The sequence below is a fragment of the Pseudomonas sp. xss_2 genome, from assembly GCF_043104195.1.
Taxonomy (GTDB): Bacteria; Pseudomonadota; Gammaproteobacteria; order Pseudomonadales; family Pseudomonadaceae; genus Aquipseudomonas; species Aquipseudomonas urmiensis.
Genome location: NZ_JBICKL010000046.1, coordinates 107,134 through 131,683, shown reverse-complemented (window position 1 = coordinate 131,683; position 24,550 = coordinate 107,134). Strand labels below are relative to the sequence as shown.

The following is a 24,550-nucleotide window of genomic DNA, read 5'->3' as shown; positions in this document are numbered from 1 at the left end:
TTTAGGTGGGGTCGCTTTTACGGGTGTTGACTGATGTGGCGGGCGCCTGCTTAGCGGGCAGGGAGGCGTGTGCATGGAGGTAGAGTAAATAGCTAAGTTTATTAGGTGTGAGCCGTGCTGAATAAGGTGAGTGTCCAGCGGTTTCAGGTTGTTTACATAATTTGAAAACAGTTAGGAAGAGTGCTATGAACATTAAAGTAGGCGATAGTGGTGGTATTGTAGTTATTGGTGAAGAGTTGACGGTCGAAGAGCAAATAGTAGTAGCGCAAAAAAATAAGCAGTCAGTGGACGCGCAGAATGCCGCACTGTTGAGTCGTGTGAGGCCTCAGGGCAAGATGGCGGGCACTACAAGGCAAGGTGGGCAAGTGTTCAATGTTGCGCCGGCTTTCACAATTGAGTCAGGTGTGGTGACGCCTGATATCCAGGACGGGCGACCTAATACGATTACGCGGGATGCTCACTTTGCTGGTCCCCACCTGCGAGTCAATATTCCTACATGGCCATCAACGATCGATCCTAGTCAGGATCCACTCGACTTTGTCGGTACGTTTGATCAGGTTATTTTCTTTAGCCGTCCGCTGGATGCACAAGATAGTTCTCGGGATGTCCAATACACTCCCCCCTCCCGCCCCGGCGTCCCCCCGAGGCCATTACTAGAAGTGCCATTCCCTCCCACCGAGGCCAGCTACTCCCTCACCCTAACTCCAGACTTCCTGAATTGGCTGGAGCGTCAGAGGGGGGAGGGGCTTTACAATATCTATTACTCGGTCGCCAATAGTTCTGAGGGTAACTTAACAAGCTCTCCACTGCATACCTTGTTTCTTGACCTGCGCTCACCTTCTTTCAACGTGCAGCCTGGGCCTTTGCAAGTCCCGAACGGCCTCACAGAGCCTATCGTGCTCGACAGTACATGGTTCAGTAATAATCCAACCACGGATTTTCCTCTGCGGCTCGCCAACTCGGCGCAGCCTGGCGATCGCATAGAGGTCATGGTGGGGGGGCGAGTGATCCATCAGGCAGTGCAGTGGCCGGTGAACCCCGATGGAAGTTTCTTACCTGATCCCATACCCACTGTTTCCATTCCTAGGGCCGCGCTTGAAGGTTTGCCCCAGGGAAGATCGGAGCTGAGGTATGTTTTGACCGATCGTGCGGGATGGCCCTCGCAGGAATCGCTGCCCCTTGAAGTCACTGTGGATGTGGCAGCTATCCCCACGGTATTACCCGCCCCAATCATCGAGGCCGCGCGAGTCGACCGCGAAACGGCGCGTAATGGTTTGGGAATTCGTGTAGAGGATATCGCTGGGGCGCAGCCGGGCGATCGTATTTTGATGCGTCTGATTCGCCCATTCGCTATTGACCCACCTGGTGATAATCCAAATGGTAATGTGGTCACCTTGCCAGAGTTTCTCTACGGCAGCACACCTCGTTCTACCATTGCCCGCTGGGCGCAATTGGCAGTGGCGCGGCTATTTGGCCAATCCCACTACACGCTGAATGTGGAATACACATTGTTCCGAGGTACTCGGAACTTGGGCACCTCACCTCGCGCCACGGTAGACCTTGACCTTCGTACTGTTGGGCCCGGTCCGAACCCTGGTGATCTGGAGGAGGGACCGGTGAATACTGCCCTTGTGCCGGTTACAGTCAGCGGCGCGGTGGACCAGTTACCTAACGAAATAACCGCAAATGATGGCGGGGCCGATGCTGATATTACCTTCACCTACTATCAAGGTCTTGCAGCCGGCCATGTGGTGAGGTTTTTCTACGACGGTGAGGAGTTGCCTAACCCACTGACCCTTAGCGGTACCGAAGTGGTCGGCGATACTGTGGTTGTGCCGCTGTCCAACGCTGTCTTCCGACGTATAGGCAGTGGTCAAAAACCGATCTTCTATCAAGTGTACTTGAACGGCGATGCCATCAATGCAGGTAATTTCCAGCGTTCACCCACCACTACTGTGACGGTTCGTCCGCAGTCGCTGACAGTTGCTTCTTATGTCCAGTTTGTGAATGCTTTCTTCACCGCACCTGGCCAGACAGAAGTTTCTGTGCAAGACAGACGTCCAGGCAGTTTGGTGGCTGAAACCGGTGCCATTAACTGTGATGCCTATCCATGGCTGGGTATCAATCTCAGGATTACAGATCCTACCCTAGTCGTGGGCGACACGGTGAGGATTACTTTGCGCTATTCCACGGGCACACGCGCACTTAACTTGGTTGCTCAGCAGTATTCATTTGATCATCCAGTGACTCAGGTGGATGTGAATAATCGTGGGATTAATCATACAGTGCCGTATGCTGGCATCAGGTTTGAACAGGCTGCTGAGCCTTTGTCTGGAAGCTTCGTCAGCAGCTACACCGTTACTAATGCCACGGGTGACACAGGAAATTCAAGGGTTAGCATGATTCGTTATGCAGTCTCTAACTTTGGAGTTCGATGTGGTAATTGGGGTAGCCCAAGAACTGATGAAGCGCAGCGCACCGCGAATCGGCAGTTGATAGCGGCACAGGCGCGACAGTAGCAATACCTTGACCGTTGCGGTAGTCATAAAGCTACCGCAACGGGATTTTGATCGGGTCAGCGGATTAATTTGTAGGAATATTCCCTCGTGCTTGTGGATTTTTCCTACATATCAGGCTTGTTGGTAGTTATAAAGTGCCGGCGACTTTTTAGTGATGCATGCCTAGTCATGCACTTTATTACATCTCATGCCCGCTTAGGGAGCTCGATGATGCGACGTGACCGGAATTTCCCCGATTTAAATCTTGTACTTTCTCTCGCCGGTATTATTAGTCTATTGACCTGCTACAGCAGCCCTGCTCTTGCACGGGATTTGACTGGCGAAACGCTGACAATCGATGCCACGACGCCCGTGGATACTTACGTGTTGAATGCTAATTCTATTTTGACGATCGATGCTGCCCAAACAGACTCAATACAATCCCATCGTTCGAGCCTGAACATTCTCAGCGGTACTACGACGACCACCGCAGGCAACGCAATTACGTTAGTGGACAGTGTGGCGACAATTGCCAATGCCGCGATCAGTACCTCGGGTAATGGCTTTGGCTTGGCGCTGGCGCGCCAGAACATAGCGTCTACTGCCACTGTGACTAACAGCCAGCTCAGTGGCGGTATTGCAGGGGCACAGGCAACCGCCGGTAGTCAGTTGACCATCCAGGGTTCGCAACTCACTGGGACCCGTCCCACAGGTGTTGGCCTACGTTTGCTCGGCGGCAATGCCACAGTTATTGACAGTACGGTGACTGGACAGGCATCGGGTATTCGCTTGCTGCTAGAAGGTGCGGCAAACCGGGAACCTGAATTGACCCTGGATAACGCCCGTGTGATCGGACTCAACGGCCCAGCAATTTCGGTGGGAGCCAATACCGATGCTACCGTGCAAGTGAGCAATGGCTCGACGCTGACTGGCAGCAACGGAGTAGCAATCAGCGTGGCGGGTGCAAGCACTTTGACCGGGTTGGTGGATGACTCTGTACTGACAGGCGGCGTCACAATCGCCGACCAGGCAGCCGGCGACTTGCAATTCAGTAATTCGCAGGTAGATGGTCATTTCGAGATTGGCGGTACGCTAGATACCTCCTTTGAAGAGTCGTCGCTGAACGGCAATCTGAACGTCAACGACTCAGGTGTTGCCACGGTGGAGTTTTCCAATGCGGCGACCATGACTGGCAATGCCGTTGTCGCTAACGGCGGTACGCTGGAGTTGACCATGACCGATGGGCGCATGGACGGCAACATAGAGTCCGCTGGCACTGCAACGGTCGGCCTCACCCAAACTGCCTTGACCGGCAATGCCACGGTCGCCGGCGGCGGTACGCTCGGCATGACCTTGAACGGTGGCAGCATGACTGGTGACATCGAGTCTGCCGGCACTGCCACGGCTACGTTCAATCAAGCCACGCTGACCGGCGATGCCGTTGCTGTTACTGGTGGTACGCTAGATTTGACCATGACCGATGGGCGCATGGACGGCAACATAGAGTCCGCTGGCACTGCAACGGTCGACCTCACGCGAACGGCCTTGACCGGTAATGCCACGGTCGCCAACGGCGGTACGCTCGGCATGACCTTGAACGGTGGCAGCATGGCTGGCGATATCGAGTCTGCCGGCACTGCCACGGCTACGTTCAATCAAGCGACGCTAACCGGCGATGCCGCTGCCGCTACCGGCGGTACGCTCAACCTGAGCATGACGGATGGACGCATGAACGGCAACATCGCGTCCTCGGGTACTGCCACCGCGAACTTCAGCCAATCGGTCTTGACTGGCAATGCCTCGGTGGCTGACACCGGCACGCTGGATCTGACCTTCAACGGTGGTGGTATGGCCGGTGCTATTCAGTCCGCTGGTGCCACCACGGCTACCTTCAATCAAGCAACGCTGACCGGCGATGCCGTGGCCGCTACTGGTGGTACGCTCAACTTGAACATGACTGAAGGGCGCATGGACGGCAACATCGAGTCTGCCGGCACTGTCACAGCGAACCTCAGCCAATCAGCATTGACCGGCAACGCGATCGTCACTGACACCGGCACCCTTGATCTGACCTTCAACGGCGGTAGCATGGCCGGCGATATTCAGTCGGCAGGCGCTGCTACGAGCACCTTCAATCAAGCGACGTTGACCGGTAATGCCGTGGTCGCCGATGCAGGCAAGCTCGATCTGTCCTTCAACGGTGGCGCCATGCAGGGCAACATCGATTCGGCCGGCACCACTACTGCGTCCTTCAACCAGGCGGCGTTGACGGGCAATGCCACGGTTACCAACACCGGCTCGCTCAGCCTTGCACTGGACCAAGGCCAGATGACCGGTAACGTCACCGCCGCCTCCGGCGCAATTGCTGACGTCAGCTTGGTCAATAACTCGACCTTGCTGGGTACGCTGAACAACGTGCGCAACGCTAACGTTGCCAGTGGCTCGAACTGGACCCTGAACGGAAACAGCAGCGTCGGTGACCTGGCCTTGAACGGCGGCCAAGTGACGTTCGGCGATACCTCAAGTTTCCATGAACTGACGGTGAACAACCTGTCCGGCAACGGCACGTTCGTCATGGGCAGTGATTTTATCAGCGGTGAAACCGATCAACTGATCGTTACCGGCAGCTCCAGCGGCAATCATGGCTTGCTGGTTGCCAGCAGCGGCAATGAGGCCACTGTGGAGTCGATGCGCCTGGTGCAAACGCAAGATGGCACAGCTCAGTTCCACCTGCTCAACGACCGCGACCGAGTGGATGTTGGCGCCTACTCCTATGAAATGACCAAGGATGAAAACAACGACTGGGTACTCAACCGCGAGACTCGCACCATCTCGCCGATGACTCGTTCGGTGATGGCCCTGTTCAATACCCCGATCACGGTGGCCTATGGTGAACTGAGCTCGCTGCGCAGCCGCATGGGTGAGCTGCGCTACAGCGAAGGCCGCGATGCCGGCTTGTGGATGCGCGCCTATGGCAACAAGTACAACGTCAGCGGCGCGTCATCGGGTGCTGGCTATCAGCAAAACCAACATGGCCTGAGCCTGGGCGCCGACATGCAGGTGGCCGAGACCGACTGGCTGGTGGGCGTGCTGGGTGGTACCAGCCGCTCGGACCTGAACCTCGACTATGGCACCTCCGGCCGGGTCGACAGCTACTACCTGGGCGGTTACGCCACCTGGCTGGACCGTGAGACCGGTTACTACGTCGACACCGTGGTCAAGTACAACCGCTACCAGAACAACGCCAAGGTCGGCCTGAGCGACTCCACCCGCTCCAAGGGCGACTACGACACCCACGGCCTGAGTGGCTCGGTTGAGGCCGGTAAGCACATCAAGCTCAACGATGGCTACTTCATCGAGCCGTTCGCCCAGGTGGCCACAGCCGTGGTAGCTGGCAAGGACTACAGCTTCGACAACGGTCTGCGCGCCGAAGGTGATACTGCCAGGTCGCTGCTGGGCAAAGTTGGTACCACTGTCGGCAAGACTATCCCGCTCGATGGCGGCGGCATGCTCCAGCCTTACGTCAAGGCCGCTTTCGCCCACGAGTTCGTCAAGCGCAACGAAGTACAGGTAAACAACAACGTGTTCAACAATGACCTGTCCGGTTCTCGTGCTGAGCTGGGGGCGGGCGTGTCGCTCGCGCTGTCCAAGCAGTTCCGTGTGCATGCGGATGTGGAGTACAGCAATGGTAAGCACATCGAGCAGCCTTACGGGGTGAACCTGGGTGTGCGCTACGATTTCTGATAGGCGCGGTTAGAGAAAAGGAAGCTTCGGCTTCCTTTTTTATTGAGTGTCGATTCTTGGGATTAGCTTGGGCAGAAGAGAAGCCCTACCTAGCAGTTCTGTCAGTTTCGCCCTGGTGGCGATTCGCGCAAAATTCATCCATTGCGGTATTGCGGCTAGCAACCCGGTCGCCTCCCCTGAGGATGTCGATTAATACAGTTTGCCCCCGATGCACCAAGCGCCCGTTGCGTAAAACAAGCGAGTACGCCAATGCCAAGGATATGTCGCAGCAAGGCCGCGTCTTCCATTGAGGTCATACCCCTTGCCTTAGGCGTACCGGTCGACTTTGTAGAGCCGGTTGTCCTGACCCGCGCTGATCTGGAAAGGCCACAGGATCCGCAGCCGGTTATCAGGTTGGCTGTACCCCTGGCCAGTAGCGCCTTGCCAGGCGATACCCTGGTGATCCTGGTCGGAGCGAACGTCCTTTATTCGGTGGTGTTCTGGCCAATTGACAACCAAGGTCGGTACGGGCTCCGGCCGAATGACGTGGGTATACCCGCAGAACGACTGCTCAGCTTGGGCACCGGCCTATGGGATCTGCAGTATCAGTTGGTGCGTAGAGGTGGCTGGCGATCAACGCCCTCCAGGCCACGTAGGGTCGAACTGCGGCTGGCACCTGGGGTGGTGTTGCTCGCGCCAATAGTTACCGTGGACCGGGTGGATCGTGTGATTGCCCGCAACGGGCTGTTGATTCAGGTCCCTGATCTTGCAAGCGCACAGCCAAGCGATCGTATAGTGATGCGTTTGATCAGGCCGGCCGCATTCGCTGGCGATACTGACCGTGTTGTCGTTCTCGCAGAATTTGCCTACGCGGACGTTCCACGTGCTATTGCAGCGCGTTGGCAGGATCTGGCGGTGGCTGAGGGCTTCGGTCAATCTTTCTACAAATTGAATATCGATTACACCTTGCATCGTGGCGCCTTAACGCTTGGCACTTCGCTACGCACGCAAGTGCCGGTAGATCTGCGCACAGTGGGACCCATACCGGATGATGAAGGCCCGGTTAACCCGCGTCTCACTGCAGTGATCGTTCGCGGTCGGGGTAGTGCGGTTGATAACGTGTTAACCGAGCGCGATGTCGATGCGGATGCAGATATCACCTTCACCTTCTATGAACGCTTGGCGGCTGGCCACTTTGTTAGATTCTTCTACGACGGTGTGGAGCTGTTGGCTGCGCAAGTGCGGACGCTGACAGGTGCCGAAACGCCGGGCAGCGCCGTCATAGTGACACTGCCCAGAGCGATTTTCCTGGCGCAAGGAAATGGTCCGAAGCACATTTTCTATGAGGTCTACCCAGACGACATTGCACAAAGCGCCGGTAATTATCAGCGTTCGCCAGCAACGACTGTCGCTGTGGACGCCGTGAGAGCCCCCTTCGTCAGGTACAGCGCCATCAGAAATGACCTATTACAGAACCAGCGACCGGGTGCTACCCGCACTGGAATTCTCAATTGCCTGAGTGCGCCCTGGAGTGGCATTAATCTTCAAATCGTCGATAGCCAATTGGCCGAGCATGATCGGGTTACGATCATCTTCCAGTACTCCACAGGAGGATTGGGGACGGCATTGGTTGATCAGCACTACTCTGCCGATCATCTAGTAACAGCAGTAGAGGCCGTCAATGGTAGCTTTGCTCACCGCGTCCCCTATGAGCAAATCTTGTTTTACAATCGAGCTCAGCAACCCACTCCTCCCGTACCGCTTCTGACGGGCAGTTTTGTAAGCAGTTTCACCGTAACTAAGCCCAGTGGCGATCTGCGGCGGTCAGAGCCGTGCCTGGTTCGTTATTTCAGGGACGGTGTATGTGGCCCGGTACCGTAATCTTGTAGTAAATCGATTGACTCATTGACTGTGGGGCTGGCAATAGCCACGAAAAGATCAATGCAGATTGTCAGCGCCAGTGGTGCCCAGCATTCCAACGCCGAAACAACGGCTCCGCCAAAAACAGCACGAACAGCAAACGCATAACCTGCATCGCTGTCACCAGCGGCACCGACAATTGCAAGGTCTCGGCCGTCAGGCTCATTTCGGCGATGCCGCCAGGCATCATGCCCAGCGTCAGTGAGCGCAAGTCCAGATGGGTAAGGCTGCTCAACGCCCAGGCGGCGCTGGCGGCAATCAGCATGCTCAATGCGGTGGCAACCAAAGTGCGCCCCAAAAACGAGGGGGCACGGCGAAAGAACGCCCGGTTGAAATGGCAGGCCAGGCCGCTGCCGATCAACCACTGGCCAATCTGGCTGGCGCCATTGGGCAGGGCGATTTGCAGGTTGCCGGCAAGGCTCACGCAGGCCGCCACCAACAAGGGCCCGAACAGCCAGGGGTTGGGCTGGCGCAGGCGCTGCCAACCCAGGGCGACCAGTACGGCCAGCGGTGCGATCAACGCCAGCCAGCCCCAGCTCACACTGCTGGCGTGATTCAGCGCCACCCCGTCGCCGACCAGAAATTTGAAAAGCGCCGGCACGCACAACACCACCGCCAGCACCCGCAGGCTTTGCGCCGCAGCTACTTGGCTGAGTACCGCGCCATTGCGCGCGCCGAGGTTGACCATCTCTCCCGAACCGCCCGGCATGCTGGCGAAGAATGCCGTAGCGCGGTCCTCGCCAGTGCGCCGCAGCAGCCACACGCCGATCACGCTCGACACTGTAGTGAACAGCGCGCCAAACACGATCAACGTGAAATGCCCAGCCACCTGCTCGATCACCGCCGGGGTGAAGTGCAGGCCAATGCCGACGCCAATGATCCATTGGCCGCATTTGCGCCCGTTGGGGATCTCCGTCAGCTGCCAGGGCGTCAGGCAGCGCACCAGGATGATCGCCAGTAACGAGCCGACCATCCATGGCAAAGGCCAGCCGACCAGGCTGGCGAGATACCCGCCCGCCAGCCCGACCAGCCCGGTGGCCCAGAACAGCGGTAACGACCGATCAGGCATCCGCCACGGCCCGACGTTGCAGGCTGCGGCGGCGCCAGATGCGCAGCAGCGGCAGGCTCAGCATGCAAATGGTCAGCACCCACACGCCCATGCTGATCGGGCTCGACCAGAGAATGCCCAGCTCACCGTTGGAGATCGACAGGGCGCGACGCAGGTTCTGCTCCATCAAGCCACCGAGAATGAAGCCGAGCAGGATCGGCGACAGCGGGAAATCCAGCTTGCGCAGGATGTAGCCCATGATGCCGATGCCGACCATCAGGAACAGGTCGAAGGTAGTGGCATGCACCGCGTATACGCCGATCGCGGTGATGATGGCGATCACCGGCACCAGCGCCCAGTTCGGCACGGCGAGGATGCGGGTGAAGATGCGGATCATCGGGATGTTGAGGATCACCAGCATGATGTTGGCGATGAACAACGACGCGATCAGGCCCCAGACGATGTCCGGCTGCTGTTCGAACAGCATCGGGCCTGGGGTGATGTTGTACAGGGTCAGCGCGCCGATCATCACCGCTGTGGTGCCCGAGCCGGGAACCCCGAGGGTCAGCATGGGTACCAGGGCGCCGCAGCAGGAGGCGCCAATGGCGGTTTCCGGGGCCGCCAGGCCACGGGCATCGCCCTTGCCGAAATTACCCTTGGCGCCAGCGATCTTTTTCTCGGTCATGTAGGCAACCGCGCTGGCTAGGGTCGCGCCGGCACCCGGCAACACACCCATGATGAAGCCAAGCAGGCCGCAGCGGATGTTGACCACGAACACCGAAGCCGCTTCCTTGAAGTTGAACAGCATGCGTCCGGTGGCCTTGACCGCTTGGTGGCCATGGTGGGTTTTTTCCAGCAGCAGAAGGATCTCGCTGATGGAGAACAAGCCAAGCACCAGGACCACGAACTGAATGCCGTCGGCCAGGTGCACGCTGTCACCGGTGAAGCGGTACACGCCGCTGTTGGCGTCGATGCCGACCGCCGACAGGAACAGACCGATCAGGGCGGCGATGAAGGTCTTCAGCGGTTTGTCGCCGGCCATGCCGCCGAGGGCGACGATGGCAAACACCATCAACACGAAGTATTCCGCCGGGCCGAAAGCGATCGCCCATTTCGCCAGCAGCGGCGCGAACAGGACCATGCCACAGGTGGCGATGAAAGCGCCGATGAACGAACTCCAGGCCGACAGCGACAAGGCCACCCCAGCCAGGCCTTGGCGGGCCATCGGGTAGCCGTCGAGGGTGGTCATCACGGTGGAGGCTTCACCGGGGATGTTCAGCAGGATCGAGCTGATCCGTCCGCCGTATTCGCAGCCCAGGTACACCGCCGCCAGCAGGATCAGCGCCGACTCTGGTGGCAGGCCGAGGGCAAAGGCAATCGGGATCAGCAACGCCACGCCATTGATTGGCCCCAGGCCCGGCAGCAGGCCGACCACGGTGCCGATCAGGGTGCCGGTCAGGGCGGTAACCAGGTTGTACGGGCTCAGGGCGACGCCGAAGCCCTGGCCCAGGTAGCTCAAGGTATCCATGTGTCAGTTCTCCAGAACATCAAGCAGGCCAAGGGGCAGGGGCACGTCCATCACGCGGTCGAACAGCCAGTACAGGAACAGGCTCATGCCCACCACGACGATCGCGCTGTGTAGCCAGCGGCCGCCATACAGGCGGGCCATCGGCACGCCGACCAGGATCGCGCTGAGCACGAAGCCCAGGGCCTCGAAGGTGCTGGCGAAGACGATCAGCAGGCCCACGCAGGCGGTGATCTTGAGCAGGGTTTCGCGGTCCAGTGGGGGCTCGTCGTCCTTGTGCACGATGGGCGTGGGGCGAATGGCCAGGTACAGCAGGCCCAGGCTCATCAGGCCGAGCATCAGCAAGGGATAGGCGCGTGGGCCTACCGGTTCATAGGAAAACGCGGCCTGGTAAGGCCAGGCCATCACTGCCAGAGCGGCGCAGAGCGCCAGCAGAATGAGGGCGAACAGGCGTTGCAGGATCATGAAGGAATCCTCGATTGAATCGGCTTGCCGCATCCCAGGGACTGGGCAGGCGTGGGAGCGGACTTGCTCCGCGATGGCATTGCTCCAAGCGGCTAGGTGAGCCTGCTTGCGCAGTCGCAGGGCATGGCCGCTCCCACGCAATCAGCTACTGGGCGCGGTGCGGGTAGATCAGGCTTACTGAATCAACCCAAATTCCCGGGCCAGTGCCTTGTAGTCGGCAACCTGCTTCTTCACATAGCCATCGAGCTCTTCACCGGTCATGGCGAACGGGAACAGCTCACGTTGGTCACGCAGCTTGGCGAACTCTTCGGATTTGAGCAGCGTGTCGAACGAGGCTTTCCACCAGGCGTAGTCTTCATCGCTGACCTTTGGCCCCAGGTAGAAGCCGCGTACCACCGGCCAGACAATGTCGTAGCCCTGTTCCTTGGCGGTGGGGATGTCCTTCATCTCGGGCTCGTCCAGGCGGTTCTCGGAGAACACCGCAAGGATGCGCATGTTGCCGCTCTGGATATGCGGCATGGAGTCGGAAATGTCAGTGGAGCCGACCTGAATGTGTCCGCCGAGCAGTGCGGTGGCGATTTCGCCGCCGCCTTCCAGGGCTACGTAGCGCAAGTCGCGCGGGTTGATCCCGGCAGCCTTGGCGATCAGCGCGGTCTGCATCCAGTCCTGGCTACCGACGGTGCCGCCGGAGCCGATCACCACTTTGCTCGGATCTTTCTTCAAGGCCGCGACCAAATCGTCGAGGTTCTTGTAGGGCGAATCGTTTTTCACCGCAATGGCGCCATAGCTGGTGCCTACCGCCGCCAGCCATTTCACCGCGTTCTCGTCGAAGCGGCCAAACTTGCCTTGGGCCAGGTTGAGCAACGAGCCACTGGACCAGGCCACCAGGGTGCCGGCATCGCCCGGGCGCTGGGCGACTACGGCGTTGTAGGCCACCGCACCGACACCGCCAGGCATGTAGGTGACGCGCATGGGTTTACTGAGGATCTTCTCGTTGACCAAGGCGCTTTGCACCAGCTTGCAGGTCAGGTCGAAGCCGCCGCCAGGGGAGGCCGGGGCGATACATTCGGGGCGTTTCGGTTCAGCGGCCAGGGCGTTGCCGGCGAGCAGCAGGCAGCCAGTGGCGAGGACGAGGCGGCGCAGTGAAAAGGTCATCGTCTATCTCCGTGAGCATTGTTGTTATTGGGTTACCACAGCGCCACGCTGTAGCTCACCAGCAGCCGAACTTCGTCGGCGTCGCGGGCAAAATTGGAGCGGAAGGTGGCGTTTCGCAGGCGCACGGCGACGTTTTTCAACGGGCCGCTTTGTACCACGTACTTGAACTCGGTGTTGCGTTCCCACTCCTTGCCCTCGCTGCCATCGGCGCGGCTGACGTTGTCGCCGCTGATGTAACGGGTCATGAAGGTCAGGCCGGGAATGCCTAAGGAGGCGAAGTTGTAGTCGTAGCGCAGTTGCCAGGAGTGCTCGTCAGCCCCGGCGAAGTCGTTGATCTGGACGAAGTTGACCAGGTACGGGTCGGCGCCATCGACATAGGGGAAGGCGCTGTCGCCGGACAGGTGCTGGTACGCGCCGCTGACCTTGTGCCCGCCCAGGGCGTAGCTGAGCATACCGTTGGCGGTGGTGTTGTCGATCTTGCCGGCGCGGGCCTGGCCTTGGTCGTCGCTGATCGCCAGGCGCAGGTCGGCGCCGAAGGTGCCTGGGCCCCAAGGCTGGGTGGCGACCATGCCGACGAAGTGCTGGCGATAGATATCGTCGAGTTGGGCGACGTGGTAGCTGCCGGTGATGCGCTCGCTGAACTTGTAGTCAAGGCCGGCCAGGTCGTAGTTGTCGGCGGCGAAGGTGCCACCGAAACGGCCGTTCTTGTTGTTGAGGGCGATGTCTTCCCAGTTGGTGTCGTTGCGGTCCTTGGCTTTTTCCAGACGTCCACCGGTGATGGTCAGGTTGCTGATTTCGTTGGAAATCAGCAGGCCGCCCTGGAAGGTTTGCGGCAGGATGCGGCCATCGTTGGGCTGCAGGGTGGGCAGTTCAGGAATCAGCGAGCCGACCTTCAGCTCGGTCTTCGATACCTTGACCTTGCCGGTCAGGCCCAGCTTGGAGTACTCGTCTGCAGCCTTGCCGTCATCATGGGTCGGCAGCAGGCCGGTGTCGGTGCGGTCTTTACTGGAGTCGAGCTTGACGCCGACCATCCCCAGCGCGTCCAGGCCAAAGCCGACGGTGCCTTCGGTGTAGCCGGACTCGAAGTTGAGCATGAAGCCCTGGGCCCACTCGTCGCGCTTGGACTGCTGGCTGCTGGTGCCGTCACGGAAGTCGCGATTGAAGTACATGTTGCGGGTTTCGAAGGTGGCGCTGCTGTCTTCGAAGAACGCGGCCTGGCTGACAGGTGCGACACCGGCAAGCGCAAAGGCGCTGGCCAGAGCAGACGGACGGGTGCGAAGGGAACGGGTGGGCGCGAACGCCTGCGGCTGTGCTTGCAGCATCGAGGATGACTCCGTTTATTGTTCTTATCGGTTTGCACCTTGCTGGTGCTTATAGTCGGCGCATGGAGCGACCGTGGTGCGATGCTAGGTAACCAACCTTTCGCTAACCTTTCAGGGTGAAAGGAAACGCTCGGGGGCTTCACAGTCTCGATGACGGCGGTACACTCCGCGCCACCCGACCTAACCAAGCAGGGAGAAAACCGATGCGAGTGCTGCTGGTCGAAGACCACCTGCAACTGGCCGAAAGCGTGGCCCAGGCGCTCAAGAGCCATGGACTGACCGTGGACGTGCTGCACGACGGCATCGCCGCCGACCTGGCCTTGGCCAGCGAGGAGTACGCGGTGGCCGTGCTCGACGTCGGCTTGCCGCGCATGGACGGCTTCGAGGTGCTGGCCCGCTTGCGTGCGCGCGGCAAAACCCTGCCGGTGCTGATGCTCACCGCGCGCAGTGACGTCAAGGATCGGGTCCATGGGCTGAACCTGGGCGCTGACGACTACCTGGCCAAGCCGTTCGAGCTCACCGAGCTTGAGGCGCGGGTCAAGGCGCTGCTGCGCCGCAGTGTGTTGGGCGGCGAGCGCCAACAACGTTGCGGCCCGCTGGTGTACGACCTGGATACCCGCCGCTTCAGCTTGGGTGAAGAGCACCTGGCGCTGACGTCGCGTGAGCAGGGTGTGCTCGAAGCGCTGATCGCCCGGCCGGGTCGGGTGATGAGCAAAGAACAGGTGGCCGCCCAGGTGTTCGGTCTGGATGAGGACGCCAGCCCCGACGCCATCGAAATCTACATCCACCGCCTGCGCAAGAAGCTCGATGGCCATCCGGTGGCGATCGTGACCTTCCGTGGCCTTGGCTATCTGCTCGAGCACCGCGATGCGTGACAGCACCAGCCTGCGCGGGCGCCTGCTGGCCAACCTGGCGTTGTTGCTGGTGGTGCTGATGCTGGCCAGCGGCCTGAGCGCCTACTGGAACGGTCGCGAAGCCGCCGACACCGCCTATGACCGAACCTTGCTGGCTTCGGCGCGGACCATCGCCGCGGGGCTGTCGCAGCGTGACGGCACCTTGAGCGCCGATGTGCCTTACGTGGCTCTGGACACCTTCGCCTACGACAGCGCCGGACGCATCTACTACCAAGTGTTGGATATTCACCAGCGGCTGATCTCCGGTTACGAGAACCTGCCGCCACCGCCACCCGGTACGCCACGCACGGACGACTATCCAGCCCTGGCGCGCTTCTACAACGCCACCTATCTGGGCCAGGACGTGCGCGTGGTCAGTTTGCTCAAGCCGGTCAGCGAGCCGAACATGAATGGCATGGCCGAGATTCGGGTGGCCGAGACCGAAGAGGCGCGGGTGAGCATGGCGCGCGGGTTGATGGCCGACACCCTGCTGCGCCTGGGGATGCTGGCGCTGGGGGCATTGGTGATGGTCTGGTTTGCCATCAGCGCCGCGCTGCGCCCGCTGGAGCGCTTGCGCACGGCGGTGGAAGAACGTCAGCCTGATGACCTGCGAGCGTTGCCGGTGGTCCAGGTGCAGCGCGAGCTAGGGCCGCTGGTGCGGGCGCTCAACCACTTTACCGAGCGTCTGCGCGGCCAGTTCGAACGTCAGGCACAATTTATCGCCGATGCCGCCCATGAGTTGCGAACGCCCTTGGCGGCGCTCAAGGCGCGGGTCGAATTGGGCCTGCGCTCGCACGAGCCGCAGGAATGGCGCCAGACCCTGGAGTCTGCCGCACAAGGCACTGACCGGCTGACCCACTTGGCCAACCAGCTGTTATCCCTGGCGCGGGTGGAGAATGGCGCGCGGGCAATTGCCGAGGGCGGTGCCCAGCGCTTGGACCTGAGTCAGTTGGCGCGCGACTTGGGTATGGCCATGGCGCCGCTGGCCCATGCACGGGGTGTGTCGCTAGCGCTGGAGGCCGAGTCGCCTGTGTGGCTCAAGGGTGAGCCAACCCTGCTCAACGAACTGTTGAGCAATCTGGTCGACAACGCCCTGGCCCATACACCTGCAGGTGGCAACGTGATCCTGCGGGTGCTGGCGCCGGCGGTTCTTGAAGTCGAAGACGATGGCCCGGGGATTCCCGAGGACGAGCGCGAGCGGGTGTTTGAGCGCTTCTATCGGCGCAGCGCGCAGGGCAGTGGCCTGGGCTTGGCGATCGTTGGCGAGATCTGCCGTGCGCATTTGGCGCAGATCAGTTTGCACGATGGCCAGAATGGCGGCTTGAAGGTGCGGGTGAGCTTCATGGCCGACTAGATGCTCCCACGAGCCAACTCTGCGGCGTTAGCGCAACATACTCCGCGCCTCAAGCAGATCCGCCACATCCAGCTCGGTCCCATAAGGCAGCCCCAGGTGCCGATAAGCGGGCAGGGCGGCCAGGGGGCGGCTGCGGCCGCGTTGGCTCAGGCAGCGGGCGATCTGCACGATGTCGATGTAGTCGACCTTGTCCGTGCGCCGGTCCAGGTCCTGAACCTCGCTCGGCAGCTTGACCAACTGCTCGGGAAACTCCCAGGCGCTGAGAATCTTGTCGCCCAAGGCGGGTTGAATCTGCTCGATCACGTAATGCAGGCAGACCGGATCAGATAACAGCTCATTGTGCTCTTCGGCGTAGATCAATACCGGCAATGCGCCGATCTGATGCACCAAGCCGCCAAGGGTGGCCTGGTCAGGCTTGAGCTGGGTGTAGCGCCGACTCAGCTCGTAGCTGATGCCTGCCACTTCCAGGCTATTGGCCCAGATATCACGCAGCTTCTGTTCCACCGCCGGTGAGCGGGCATGGAAGATCTGCTCGATCACCAGGCCAATGGCCAGGTTGCAGCTGTAGTTGATGCCCAGGCGGGTAATCGCGGTGTGCAGGTCGGTGACCTCGACGGCGGCGCGCAACAGGGGGCTGTTGACCACCTTGATCAGGCGCGCCGACAGCGCGGCGTCGCGGCCGATCACCTTGCTCAACGCGGCCACGCTGATTTCGCTGTCCTCGGCGGCCTCGCGGATGCTCAGGGCGACTTCCGGCAGGGTCGGCAAGACCAGGTCATCGTTGTCGATGGCTGCGAGCAACTGCGCTTGAACCATCTCGGCCAGCTTGTTCATGGATTTCTCTACCGCAATGGGGCGGCCCCGCGGGTGGGCGGGGCGGGCTGGTCAGCGTTGGATTTCCCGGTCGCGGTCCAGTTCGTAAGGCAGGCTCAGCAGGGTCAGGCGTGGGCCTTCTGGGCTGCCCAGGTGCAGGTTGTCGTCCTCTACCGAATCGGCGGTCAGCACTGCCAGCAGTTCGCAACCAGCGTGGGCGTGGGCGGCAATCACCACTTCGCCGACCGATGAGCTGTGAGTGGGCGAAAACACTTCGGTGCCGGGCGCAGGGATCTCATCCTGGGCCAGGGCCAAGCGATACTGGCGGCGCTTGAGCTTACCCAGGTACTGCATGCGGGCGACGATTTCCTGGCCGGTGTAGCAGCCTTTCTTGAAGCTCACGCCGCCGACAGCCTGCAGGTTGATCATCTGCGGGATGAACAGCTCGCGGGTCTGCTCCATGACCTGGCCGATACCGGCGCGGATCTGGCCCAGCAGCCAATCGTTGAGGGGGCCTTCGGGCAAGCTGGCGGCGAGTCGTTCGCGCACGGCGGCGGCTTGTTCGGCAGGAGCCCAGAGCTCCACACGTCCAGGCGAGACAGCAATAGCGATCAAGCCCTCATGACGAACGGTAGCGCCAACATCGCCAGGCACTGCCAGCCCCAAGGCGTGCAGTGCCGCGTCGCCTTGTTCAAGACCAAAGCGAACCCAGGCCGCGCTTTCGTCGGTCAGGCTGGCCTTGGAGAACACCGCGTACTTTTTCAAGTCAGCAAGCTGCGCCTCGAGCAGGCCGCTGGCCATCGCCAGCAAAAAGCCGTTGCCCTCGGGCAGGATGCGGAAGCTCGACTGCATGCGGCCCTTGACCATGCACCGAGCGCCAAGGCTCGATTGCTCCTGGCTCAGGTAGTTGAGGTTGCAGGTCAATTGGCCTTGCAGGAATTTGCCCGCGTCGGAGCCGCGGACGGCGAGAATGCCCTCGTGGGACAGGGGGCAGAAGAAAGCAGAGTCGGCCATGGGTCATCGCGGTTACTAAAGACTGGCGGCCATCATAGAACGCCGGTAACAAAATAGGTAGGTGACTAGACCAACGCCTTGTGCCGCTGGCTTCGCCGCGCTGTATACTGGCCGGCCATTCGAGGAGGGCCCCATGGTCGAACAAACTGAACTCAACCGGCTTTTCTGGCACAGCCGCCGCGGCATGCTGGAACTGGACGTGCTGCTGGTGCCATTCACCCAGGAGGTCTATCCCACGCTGAGCGAAGTGGACCGCGAGCTGTATGTTCGCTTGCTCTCCTGCGAAGATCAGGACATGTTCGGCTGGTTCATGGAGCGCACCGAATCGGAAGATCCAGAGCTGCAACGCATGGTTCGCATCATCTTGGACCGTGTCCAGCCCAAGTGAACACTTCGAATGCCGTTGGCAGGGCTCGCGCCTGTTGCTGACGGCGTATCTGGCATGTCAGGCGCTGGCGCTCATGGCCCTCTGGCTGAGTGCGCTGCCCTGGTGGCTGACAATAGTGGTTTTGTTGATCGGCATTGCCCACGCTCGTTGGGCCATTCCCCGGCGAATTCTTCTGACGCACCCCGAGGCCATCACCGGTCTACGCCGCGATCCGCAGGGTTGGCGGCTGTTCAGCCGTGCTCATGGCTGGCAGCCTGTGCGGTTACTGCCTGACAGTATTGCCTTGCCGCGCCTAGTGGTGTTGCGTTTCGTGCGCGAAGGACGGCGTATCAGTCAAAGTCAGTGCATCCCCAAAGACGCGCTGGGGGTGGATCAGCATCGGCGCTTACGCCTGCGGCTGAAGTTCAGCCGCAGACGGTGGGCGCCGATAGCCAGCAGATAACGTGGCGTGTCTTTCTTCAGCGTGGGTCCAGAACAGTGTCATGCGCTTCAGGCAGCATTCCTGGATAGTCCAGGGTGTAGTGCAATCCCCGGCTTTCCTTGCGCTGCATGGCCGAACGAATCATCAGCTCCGCAACCTGCGCCAGGTTGCGCAACTCGATCAAGTCGCGGCTGACCTTGTAGTTGCTGTAGAACTCATCGATCTCATCGAGCAGCAACCGCACCCGGTGCTCCGCCCGCTGTAGGCGCTTGTTGGTGCGCACGATCCCCACATAGTCCCACATGAACCGGCGCAGCTCGTCCCAGTTGTGGGCAATGATCACATCTTCGTCCGAGTCGGTGACCTGGCTGGCATCCCAGCAGGGCAGGGCGGTCGGCATGCTGATCTGCTCAAGATGCGCCTCGATGTCAGCCGCAGCCGAGCGACCATAGACAAAGCACTCCAACAGCGAGTTGCTGGCCATGCGGTTGGCGCCGTGCAGGCCGGTAAAGCTGGTCTCGCCAATGGCGTACAGGCCCGGCACATCGGTATGACCGCGATCATCGACCATGACCCCGCCGCAGGTGTAGTGGGCGGCCGGCACCACTGGGATGGGCTGGCGGGTAATGTCGATGCCGAAGGTCAGGCAGCGCTCATAGACTGTGGGGAAGTGGCTCTTGATGAATTCAGCCGGCTTGTGGGTGATGTCCAGATAGACGCAATCCACGCCCAGGCGCTTCATCTCGTGGTCGATCGCGCGGGCGACGATATCGCGTGGGGCCAGCTCTTCACGCGGGTCGAAGCGCGGCATGAAGCGTTCGCCATTGGGCAGTCGCAGCAGGGCGCCTTCGCCGCGCAGGGCCTCGGTTACCAGGAAGCTCTTGGCCTGTGGGTGGTACAGGCAGGTCGGATGAAACTGGTTGAACTCAAGGTTGGCCACCCGACAGCCGGCGCGCCAGGCCATGGCGATGCCATCGCCACAGGCACCGTCGGGATTGCTGGTATACAGATAGACCTTGGCCGCGCCGCCCGTGGCCAGCACCGTGAAGCGTGCGCCAAAGGTGTCGACCTCGCCGGTATTGCGGTCAAGCACGTAGGCGCCCAGGCAGCGTTGGCCATCCAGGCCCAGGCGTCGTTCGGTGATCAGGTCGACCGCCACCCGCTGTTCCAGCAAGGCAATGTTCGGGCGCTTGCGGGCTTGTTCCAGCAGGGTGGTGAAGATCGCCGCGCCAGTGGCGTCGGCGGCATGGATGATGCGTCGGTGGCTATGACCGCCTTCGCGGGTCAGGTGAAACTCGAAACCGCCGTCGTCGACGCTGGCATGCTCGTCGCGGGTGAAAGGCACGCCTTGCTCGATCAGCCACTCGATGGCTTCGCGACTGTGCTCGACGGTGAAGCGCACGGCGTCTTCGTTGCACAGGCCGCCGCCGGCATTGAGCGTGTCCTCGACATGCGATTGCACGGTATCGGTGTCGTCCAGCACCGCTGCGACCCCGCCCTGCGCCCAGAACGTCGAGCCATTGGCCAGGTCGCCCTTGCTCAAAATGGCAATGCGCAGGTGGCTGGGAAGGTTGAGGGCCAGGCTCAGGCCAGCTGCACCACTGCCGATCACCAGGACATCATGTTGGAATTGTTGGCTCATGTCGGGACACTAGTAATCTGGGGTAGGGGAACGGCACAATAGTCATGCGCAGATGGCATTGTGAAACTATCGTGAAACATAGCCGGGATGCCTTTATAGCAGCCCCAGGCGCCTGATTTCCAATGGCGCTTGCGTAGCGATGGTGATCTTCGTGGGAACTTTCCGACATGCTGGGAAATCCTATGAAGGCTGCCCATACGCCACAAATGCCAAGGCGACGCAGGGCGGTAGCTCGATCCGGGCTGACACCTGCGTATTCGAGACCCGATTATCGACGCAGCCGGCCGTGACCGCGCTGTGTGTTTTTCGTGCGAGCCGACCAGAGGCCGCAGGAAACTTGCTTGGAGGGGAGAACTTTTGCGCAAAGCCCGAGTCTATGGTTGCAAGCCTGAACGATGGCTGTGGCAACGCTCCTTCGAGTTCACTGAGGAGTGTTCATGCTAACCCAGGAAGAGGATCAGCAGCTTGTTGAGCGCGTACAGCGCGGCGACAGGCGAGCGTTCGATCTGTTGGTGCTGAAGTATCAGCACAAGATTCTCGGGTTGATCGTGCGTTTCGTACACGACACCCATGAAGCCCAGGATGTAGCGCAGGAAGCCTTTATCAAGGCGTACCGAGCGCTTGGAAATTTCCGCGGAGACAGTGCGTTTTATACCTGGCTGTACCGCATCGCCATCAATACGGCGAAAAACTATCTGGTGTCCCGTGGTAGACGGCCCCCAGACAGCGATGTGAGCTCCGAGGATGCGGAGTTTTACGACGGCGATCATGGTCTCAAGGATCTCGAGTCCCCAGAGCGCTCGTTGTTGCGGGATGAAATCGAAGGCACCGTCCATCGCACCATCCAGCAACTGCCAGAAGATCTACGCACTGCTCTAACTTTGCGTGAATTTGATGGTCTGAGTTACGAGGACATTGCGAGCGTCATGCAATGTCCGGTGGGTACCGTGCGCTCTCGAATCTTCCGCGCTCGGGAGGCCATTGATAAAGCCCTGCAGCCGTTGTTGCAGGAATCCTGAGACAGCGGCGACAGCCAAGAGAGGAACCGCCATGAGTCGTGAAGCTTTGCAGGAATCGCTGTCCGCGGTGATGGATAACGAAGCGGACGAACTGGAATTGCGTCGGGTGCTGAGCGCCGTCGATGACGCAGACACCCGTGCCACCTGGTCGCGTTACCAGGTTGCCCGCGCAGCGATGCACAAGGAACTGCTGCTGCCTAAGCTGGATATCGCCTCGGCGGTGTCTGCAGCACTGGCTGATGAAGCCGTGCCGGCCAAGGTCAAGCAGGGCCCATGGCGTAGCATCGGCCGTCTGGCTGTAGCTGCCTCGGTGACCGTTGCGGTGCTGGCAGGTGTTCGCCTGTACAACCAAGATGAAATCACCGGTAGCGAGCTGGCCGCCCAGCAACCGGCACAGCAAGGTCTGAGCATGCCGCAAACACAAGGCCCGGCTGTATTGGCAGGCTATAGTGAAAGCAGTGAGCAACCGACCGGGCCAATGGCCAACGGTGTGCTGCAGAACCAGGCCGGCTGGGATCAGCGTCTGCCAGGCTACCTGCGCCAGCACGCCCAGGAATCTGCGCTCAAGGGCACTGAAACCGCCCTGCCATACGCCCGCGCTGCCAGCCTGGAAAACCGCTAGTAAGGAGGATCATGCGCGCGCTACCTCTCCTGTCGCTGCTACTAGGCAGCTGCATGACGGTGCCAGCGTTGGCAGCCAACTCCTCGCCTGAGGCGAGTGAGTGGTTGAACAAGCTGGCACGAGCCGAGCAAGTACAGAGTTACCAGGGTTCCTTCGTTTACGAACGTAACGGCAGCTTCTCTTCCCACGATATCTGGCACCGTGTGCACAATGGCACGGTCAGCGAGCGGCTGTTGCAGCTCGATGGCGCGGCCCAGGAAATCGTGCGCGTCGATGGCAAGGTGCAGTGCGTTAGCGGGGCTCTGGCCAGCGGGGTGGCAACGCCACCTGACTCTGCGCCGCGCATGCTCGATCCGCTCAAGCTGATGAGCTGGTACGACTTGAGGGTTGCGGGTAAATCCCGGGTCGCTGATCGCGATGCGGTGATTGTCACGCTTACTCCCCGCGACCAGCATCGTTACGCCTTCGAATTACATCTGGACCGTGAGACTGGATTGCCTCTGCGCTCGTTGATGCTCAATGACAAGGGCCAGTTGCTCGAGCGCTTCCAGATGACCCGTTTGGATACCACCGCCCCAAGCGATCAAGAGCTGCATGCCAGTGCCTCGTGCAAGCCTGTCCAGTCAGTTGCCTCGGCGTCTGGCGGTTCTACGGCGGCTTGGCGCTCAGACTGGCTGCCGCCAGGCTTCGAACTGATCAACAGTTCCAGCCGCCGCGACGCTTCGCGCAACAGTACGGTCAGCAGCTTGATGTATGACGACGGTCTGGCGCGCTTCTCTGTGTTCCTGGAGCCGGTCAAGGGCAGCTCGGGCAACGATATCCGAACCCAGTTAGGCCCAACCGTGGCCGTTTCGCGCCAACTCAACACGCCCAATGGCAAAGTCATGGTGACCGTGGTTGGAGAGATTCCTTTGGGTACCGCCGAACGTGTGGCATTGTCCATGCGGGCGCAGGATGCTCAGGCGCGTCAGTAATGACCTTCAGCGCCCTTTCAGCAGCCCCGAAAACACGGGGCTGAAATGAAATTAAAGCATTGTCATTTGCAATCCCCTCGTAAATTTTCTATAGGTCAGACTTCTTGAGGTCTGGCCTTGCCTGCGTCAGCAGGGGTCTTACTGCTAACTACGCTCGTTGTGACGGGAGCCGTATGTCAATACCACGCTTGAAATCCTATCTGTCGATGTTCGCCGCCGTGCTCATGCTCGGTCAGGTGCTCAGCGCTCAGGCCGAAGAAGCCCTGCCGGACTTCACTACCCTGGTGGAGCAGGCCTCGCCGGCCGTGGTCAACATCAGTACCAAACAGAAGCTGCCGGACCGCCTCGCCGCCGGGACCATGCCCGATCTCGAAGGGCTGCCACCGATGTTCCGCGAGTTCTTCGAGCGCAATATGCCGCAACAGCCGCGTTCGCCGCGTGGCGACCGCCAGCGTGAAGCGCAGTCGCTCGGCTCGGGCTTCATCATTTCCAGTGATGGCTACGTGCTGACCAACAACCATGTCGTGGCCGACGCCGACGAAATCATCGTGCGCCTGTCCGATCGCAGCGAGCTGCAGGCCAAGCTGGTCGGTACCGATCCGCGCACCGATGTGGCCCTGCTCAAGGTCGAAGGCAAAAACCTGCCAACGGTAAAGCTGGGCGACTCCGAGAAGCTCAAGGTCGGGGAGTGGGTGCTGGCCATCGGTTCGCCGTTTGGCTTCGATCATTCGGTGACCAAAGGGATCGTCAGCGCCAAGGGTCGTACCCTGCCTAACGACACCTATGTGCCGTTCATCCAGACTGACGTGGCGATCAACCCAGGTAACTCCGGTGGCCCGCTGTTCAACATGAAAGGCGAAGTGGTCGGCATCAACTCGCAGATCTTCACCCGCTCCGGGGGCTTCATGGGCCTGTCCTTCGCTATCCCGATCGACGTGGCGCTGGATGTCTCCAACCAACTGAAGAAAGACGGCAAGGTCAACCGCGGCTGGCTCGGCGTGGTGATCCAGGAGGTCAACAAAGACCTGGCAGAATCGTTTGGCCTCGACAAACCAGCCGGTGCCTTGGTCGCTCAGGTTCTGGAAGACGGCCCGGCTGCCAAAGGTGGCCTGCAGGTCGGTGATGTAATCCTCAGCATGAATGGTCAGCCGATCGTCATGTCGGCCGATCTGCCGCACTTGGTCGGCAGCCTCAAGGACGGCGCCAAGGCCAAGCTTGAGATCATCCGCAACGGCAAGCGGCAGAACCTCGATGTCACCGTCGGCGCACTGCCGGAGGATGACGCCGATATTGGTACCGGTGCCCAAGGCGGCGCCGAGCGCAGCAGCAACCGTCTGGGCGTCTCGGTGACTGACCTGACCGCCGAGCAGAAAAAATCGCTTGAGCTCAAGGGTGGTGTGCTCATCAAGGAAGTTCAGGACGGCCCTGCGGCGCTGATCGGTCTGCGTCCGGGCGACGTCATCAGCCACCTGAACAACCAGGCGATCAGCAACGCCAAGGAGTTCACCGAGATCGCCAAGGGCCTGCCGAAGAACCGTTCGGTGTCCATGCGCGTTCTGCGTCAGGGGCGCGCCAGCTTCATCACCTTCAAACTGGCTGAATAATCCGGTAACAAGGTAGGAAAGGGCAGCTTCGGCTGCCCTTTTTCGTCGCTGATTGAACGTTTCATGCACTGTGGGAGCGGGCTTGCCCCGCGATTGCGAGCGACCAAGCCCCCTCTCTACTTGATCAGCCCGCAATCGCGGGGGCGCAAG

The 24,550-nt window shown here is 60.5% G+C and carries 19 protein-coding genes; 11 read left to right on the top strand and 8 right to left on the bottom strand.

Going from position 1 to position 24,550, the window contains the following annotated elements; genetic code table 11:
- The first annotated feature begins 185 nt into the window (after window positions 1–185).
- The 3 genes from ACF8K2_RS09875 to ACF8K2_RS09865 all read left to right on the top strand — a co-directional run bounded on the left by ACF8K2_RS09875 (window position 186) and on the right by ACF8K2_RS09865 (window position 8,102).
- Complete coding sequence (locus tag ACF8K2_RS09875) at window positions 186–2,519, top strand: hypothetical protein (RefSeq protein ID WP_392464589.1); 2,334 nt, start codon at window positions 186–188, stop codon at window positions 2,517–2,519.
- A 498-nt stretch (window positions 2,520–3,017) separates the two neighbouring features.
- On the top strand, window positions 3,018–6,242 hold the full coding sequence (locus tag ACF8K2_RS09870; RefSeq protein ID WP_392464588.1) for an autotransporter outer membrane beta-barrel domain-containing protein: 3,225 nt from the start codon (window positions 3,018–3,020) through the stop codon (window positions 6,240–6,242).
- Between the two features lie 705 nt (window positions 6,243–6,947).
- Window positions 6,948–8,102 (top strand): hypothetical protein, encoded by a 1,155-nt coding sequence (locus ACF8K2_RS09865; RefSeq protein WP_392464586.1) that lies wholly within the window; start codon window positions 6,948–6,950, stop codon window positions 8,100–8,102.
- A gap of 70 nt (window positions 8,103–8,172) precedes the next feature.
- Here ACF8K2_RS09865 and ACF8K2_RS09860 read toward each other — a convergent pair whose 3' ends face one another.
- From ACF8K2_RS09860 to ACF8K2_RS09840, 5 genes are all read right to left on the bottom strand, one after another.
- Window positions 8,173–9,210, bottom strand: coding sequence for an AbrB family transcriptional regulator (locus ACF8K2_RS09860; protein ID WP_392464584.1), 1,038 nt, complete (start codon window positions 9,208–9,210; stop codon window positions 8,173–8,175).
- A complete protein-coding gene (locus tag ACF8K2_RS09855) occupies window positions 9,203–10,717 on the bottom strand; it encodes a tripartite tricarboxylate transporter permease (protein ID WP_186556150.1) in 1,515 nt (504 codons plus the stop codon). The genes ACF8K2_RS09860 and ACF8K2_RS09855 overlap by 8 nt, the downstream gene beginning before the upstream one ends.
- A gap of 3 nt (window positions 10,718–10,720) precedes the next feature.
- Window positions 10,721–11,179, bottom strand: a complete 459-nt coding sequence (locus tag ACF8K2_RS09850) for a tripartite tricarboxylate transporter TctB family protein (RefSeq protein WP_186556151.1) — start codon at window positions 11,177–11,179, stop codon at window positions 10,721–10,723.
- A gap of 174 nt (window positions 11,180–11,353) precedes the next feature.
- Window positions 11,354–12,334, bottom strand: a complete 981-nt coding sequence (locus tag ACF8K2_RS09845) for a tripartite tricarboxylate transporter substrate binding protein (protein ID WP_186556152.1) — start codon at window positions 12,332–12,334, stop codon at window positions 11,354–11,356.
- Window positions 12,335–12,366: 32 nt separating this feature from the next.
- Window positions 12,367–13,656 carry an OprD family porin gene (locus tag ACF8K2_RS09840; RefSeq protein WP_392464582.1) on the bottom strand — a complete coding sequence of 430 codons (1,290 nt, stop codon included), beginning with the start codon at window positions 13,654–13,656 and terminating at the stop codon, window positions 12,367–12,369.
- 203 nt (window positions 13,657–13,859) lie between these two features.
- Between ACF8K2_RS09840 and ACF8K2_RS09835 the strand changes: the two genes are divergently transcribed.
- Together ACF8K2_RS09835 and ACF8K2_RS09830 are read left to right on the top strand one after the other, a co-directional pair.
- Window positions 13,860–14,531, top strand: coding sequence for a response regulator (locus ACF8K2_RS09835; RefSeq protein ID WP_186556154.1), 672 nt, complete (start codon window positions 13,860–13,862; stop codon window positions 14,529–14,531).
- Window positions 14,524–15,903: a sensor histidine kinase gene (locus ACF8K2_RS09830; RefSeq protein ID WP_392464580.1), complete on the top strand. Its 1,380-nt coding sequence runs from the start codon at window positions 14,524–14,526 to the stop codon at window positions 15,901–15,903. Before ACF8K2_RS09835 ends, ACF8K2_RS09830 begins: the two co-directional genes overlap by 8 nt.
- A 27-nt stretch (window positions 15,904–15,930) precedes the next feature.
- Here the strand turns inward: ACF8K2_RS09830 and ACF8K2_RS09825 are convergent, their stop codons facing one another.
- A complete protein-coding gene (locus ACF8K2_RS09825) occupies window positions 15,931–16,737 on the bottom strand; it encodes an HDOD domain-containing protein (RefSeq protein ID WP_186556156.1) in 807 nt (268 codons plus the stop codon).
- 51 nt (window positions 16,738–16,788) lie between these two features.
- On the bottom strand, window positions 16,789–17,730 hold the full coding sequence (locus tag ACF8K2_RS09820) for a YgfZ/GcvT domain-containing protein (RefSeq protein ID WP_392464578.1): 942 nt from the start codon (window positions 17,728–17,730) through the stop codon (window positions 16,789–16,791).
- Window positions 17,731–17,863: 133 nt separating this feature from the next.
- Here ACF8K2_RS09820 and ACF8K2_RS09815 point away from each other — a divergent pair, with 133 nt between their 5' ends.
- Window positions 17,864–18,118, top strand: a complete 255-nt coding sequence (locus ACF8K2_RS09815) for a succinate dehydrogenase assembly factor 2 (protein ID WP_186556158.1) — start codon at window positions 17,864–17,866, stop codon at window positions 18,116–18,118.
- Window positions 18,102–18,560 (top strand): protein YgfX, encoded by a 459-nt coding sequence (locus ACF8K2_RS09810; RefSeq protein WP_186556159.1) that lies wholly within the window; start codon window positions 18,102–18,104, stop codon window positions 18,558–18,560. The genes ACF8K2_RS09815 and ACF8K2_RS09810 overlap by 17 nt, the downstream gene beginning before the upstream one ends.
- A gap of 16 nt (window positions 18,561–18,576) precedes the next feature.
- On the opposite strand, the gene nadB is transcribed toward ACF8K2_RS09810, so the two are convergent.
- Window positions 18,577–20,181 carry an L-aspartate oxidase gene (nadB, locus tag ACF8K2_RS09805; RefSeq protein WP_392464575.1) on the bottom strand — a complete coding sequence of 535 codons (1,605 nt, stop codon included), beginning with the start codon at window positions 20,179–20,181 and terminating at the stop codon, window positions 18,577–18,579.
- A gap of 437 nt (window positions 20,182–20,618) precedes the next feature.
- Between nadB and rpoE the strand changes: the two genes are divergently transcribed.
- The 4 genes from rpoE to ACF8K2_RS09785 all read left to right on the top strand — a co-directional run bounded on the left by rpoE (window position 20,619) and on the right by ACF8K2_RS09785 (window position 24,400).
- The gene (gene rpoE / locus ACF8K2_RS09800) at window positions 20,619–21,200 is read left to right on the top strand and encodes an RNA polymerase sigma factor RpoE (protein ID WP_011535354.1); all 582 of its coding nucleotides are present in this window, start codon (window positions 20,619–20,621) and stop codon (window positions 21,198–21,200) included.
- A gap of 31 nt (window positions 21,201–21,231) precedes the next feature.
- Window positions 21,232–21,822, top strand: a complete 591-nt coding sequence (locus ACF8K2_RS09795) for a sigma-E factor negative regulatory protein (RefSeq protein WP_186556161.1) — start codon at window positions 21,232–21,234, stop codon at window positions 21,820–21,822.
- A gap of 11 nt (window positions 21,823–21,833) precedes the next feature.
- Entirely contained in the window at window positions 21,834–22,796 is a 963-nt protein-coding gene (locus ACF8K2_RS09790; RefSeq protein ID WP_186556162.1) for a MucB/RseB C-terminal domain-containing protein, read from the top strand.
- A gap of 206 nt (window positions 22,797–23,002) precedes the next feature.
- Window positions 23,003–24,400 carry a DegQ family serine endoprotease gene (locus tag ACF8K2_RS09785; RefSeq protein ID WP_392464732.1) on the top strand — a complete coding sequence of 466 codons (1,398 nt, stop codon included), beginning with the start codon at window positions 23,003–23,005 and terminating at the stop codon, window positions 24,398–24,400.
- The last annotated feature ends 150 nt before the right edge of the window (window positions 24,401–24,550 follow it).